This window comes from Mesorhizobium sp. M1A.F.Ca.IN.020.06.1.1 (assembly GCF_004023265.1).
Taxonomy (GTDB): domain Bacteria; phylum Pseudomonadota; class Alphaproteobacteria; order Rhizobiales; family Rhizobiaceae; genus Mesorhizobium.
The window spans coordinates 1-2607 of the sequence record NZ_RZSR01000859.1 but is presented as its reverse complement, the minus strand read 5'-3'; the positions used below and the strand labels follow the sequence as shown (position 1 = coordinate 2607).

Here is a 2607-nt window from a genome sequence, read left to right as displayed (position 1 = left end):
CCCCCAGGGCTGGCGCGGGATTGCCACCGACTGGGCCTCGGATCAGCGCGCGTTCAAGAACGTGTCCTGGGGCAAGGCCATGATGTGGATCTTCCTGCTCAGCGACACCTTCATCTTCGGCTGCTTCCTGCTCTCCTACATGACCGCCCGCATGTCGACGCGCGTGCCGTGGCCCAACCCAAGCAAGGTCTTCGCGCTGCACATCGGCGGGTCGGAGGTCCCGCTGATCCTGATCGCCATCATGACCTTCGTGCTGATCTCCAGCAGCGGCACCATGGCCATGGCGGTCAATTTCGGCTACCGCCGCGATCGCCGCAAAACCGCGATCCTGATGCTTTTGACCGCCGCGCTCGGCGCAACCTTCGTCGGCATGCAAGCCTTCGAATGGACCAAGCTCATCACCGAAGGAGTGCGGCCCTGGGGCAATCCCTGGGGAGCCGCGCAATTCGGCTCATGCTTTTTCATGATCACCGGCTTCCACGGCACGCACGTCACGATCGGGGTCATCTTCCTGATCATCGTGGCGCGAAAAGTCTGGCGCGGCGATTACGACATCGGGCGTCCAGGGTTTTTCACCAGTCGCCGGGGCCACTACGAGAATGTCGAGATCATGGGACTCTACTGGCACTTCGTCGATCTGGTCTGGGTGTTCATCTTCGCCTTCTTCTATCTTTGGTGAGAGGCAGGCTTTGCTGAGAGGACGAAATGGCTGAAGCAACCGCAAACGGTCTCGGACAACAGGCGCTGCACTCCACCCACGATGCAGCGACCGCCGGCAAATCGGACACGCATCAGGAACACCCGATCAAGCTCTATCTGGTGGTCTGGGTGTGGCTGTTCATACTCAGCGCCTGCTCCTATATGGTCGACTATTTCGGCCTGCACGGCTATCTCAGATGGTCGCTGATCCTGATTTTCATGATGCTCAAGGCAGGACTGATCGTGGCCGTCTTCATGCACATGGCCTGGGAACGGTTGGCGATGATGTATGCGATCATCCTGCCGCCGATATTGGTGCTGGTCTTCGTGGCGATGATGGTCTTCGAGGCCGACTATACGCTGCTGACCCGCATCGCGTTTTTCGGGCCCGGCCCCTGACGCGCGGTTCGGATAAACCGCAGCCTAATCAGCCCGAAATGGCCGGTGCCTCGAAACAACCGGCGGTTTGGTTTTGATATGCGTCGTGAACTCAAGCAAAGGACGCGGAAAATGACGATAGCGAACAGACTGAGGAATTTCATAGACGGCAAGGGAATCCCGTACGACACCGTCGCGCATCATCGGACTGCAACCAGCAGGCAGGCCGCCATTGCCGCCCACGTGCCCGGCAGCATGATGGCCAAGTCCGTGGTCGTTCACCACGAGCTCGGCTATGCGCTGGCCGTGGTCCCAAGCACCCACAGGATCGAACTCGCCAAGCTCCAGGACGTCATGGACAAGCGCCTCGGGCTCGCTTCCGAGGACGAGGTGGTCTCGCTCTTCGACGATTGCGATATCGGCGCCGTACCGCCGATCGGCGCGGCCTATGACGTGCCGGTCATTTTGGACGAAAGCCTCGGCGACGCCGCCGATATCTACTTCGAGGGCGGCGACCACAAGACCCTTGTGCATATCAGCGGCAAGGATTTCCGCGACCTGACCACAGGCGCGCGTCGGGCACGCTTCAGCCACCCGGCCCTGTGAGAGCACCGGCACTCCAGCCCGTGCTCGACAGGGTTTGCTAGTTCGCCGGTCTTGGGGCGGCGGCCGGCGCTTCCACGACCTTACGATACACGTGCCAGGTGGCATGGCCGAGGACTGGCAGCACAACCGCCAGCCCCGCGAACACCGGCAGCGAACCGACGATCAGCCCAACGGCGACGATCAGTCCCCAGACGGCCATTACGATGGGGTTCGCCAGCACTACGCGTACCGAAGTGTGAATGGCTTCGTAGGCGCCGACATCGCGATCAAGCAGCAGCGGAAAAGCCACCACGGTGGTGCACAACACGACCACGGCGAAGACGAATCCGATGGCGTGACCCAGCACGATCAGGGTCCAACCGCGCCCGGTGGCGAATATCTCAGCGATGAAGCTGGACAGCGATGCCGGGGGCGCGGGACCGAACAGCTGCTCGTAGAAGATTTTGGCGGTCAAAAGCCACGCTATGAAGATCGCGAACAGCATGATCCCGACCGCGGCGATGGCCGGCAGCGCCGGGGAGTTCCTGACCTCGAAGGCATGGCGCCACGAGGCATCGAGCCCGGCTTCCCGTCTGCGGCTGATCTCGTAAAGACCGATCGCCGCGAATGGGCCGATCAGCGCAAAACCGGACACCAGCGGAAACAGCAGTGGCAGCGCGTTCGCTCCCGATGTCCAGGTAGCAAGCACCACACCGACGAGCGGATAGATCATGCACAGAAACACGATGTGCGAGGGTTTCACCATGAAATCGTCGACACCGCGCCTGAGCGCGTCGAAAAGATCGGAAATGCCGATCTTTCTCACTCTGGTATGCTCGAGCGTTTCGCTAGCGCCTGCAATGACGTGAAAGCTTGCCATGACCATTCCTCCAGACCAGGGTCCGGCAAGGTCGCGGATTCGCGGTGCTACCGCTCTGCATGTTG

The 2607-nt window shown here is 61.2% G+C and carries 4 protein-coding genes; 3 read left to right on the top strand and 1 reads right to left on the bottom strand.

Annotation, left to right across the window (positions count from 1 at the left end; all coding sequences use genetic code 11):
* Positions 1–19: 19 nt before the first annotated feature.
* The 3 genes from EOA60_RS28125 to EOA60_RS28115 all read left to right on the top strand — a co-directional run bounded on the left by EOA60_RS28125 (position 20) and on the right by EOA60_RS28115 (position 1683).
* Entirely contained in the window at positions 20–679 is a 660-nt protein-coding gene (locus tag EOA60_RS28125) for a heme-copper oxidase subunit III family protein (RefSeq protein ID WP_245502629.1), read from the top strand.
* Between the two features lie 26 nt (positions 680–705).
* Complete coding sequence (locus EOA60_RS28120; protein WP_082980618.1) at positions 706–1098, top strand: cytochrome C oxidase subunit IV family protein; 393 nt, start codon at positions 706–708, stop codon at positions 1096–1098.
* 111 nt (positions 1099–1209) lie between these two features.
* The gene (locus EOA60_RS28115) at positions 1210–1683 is read left to right on the top strand and encodes an aminoacyl-tRNA deacylase (protein WP_095825600.1); all 474 of its coding nucleotides are present in this window, start codon (positions 1210–1212) and stop codon (positions 1681–1683) included.
* Between the two features lie 37 nt (positions 1684–1720).
* Here EOA60_RS28115 and EOA60_RS28110 read toward each other — a convergent pair whose 3' ends face one another.
* Positions 1721–2542 (bottom strand): DUF2189 domain-containing protein, encoded by an 822-nt coding sequence (locus EOA60_RS28110; protein ID WP_095825706.1) that lies wholly within the window; start codon positions 2540–2542, stop codon positions 1721–1723.
* Positions 2543–2607: the final 65 nt, after the last annotated feature.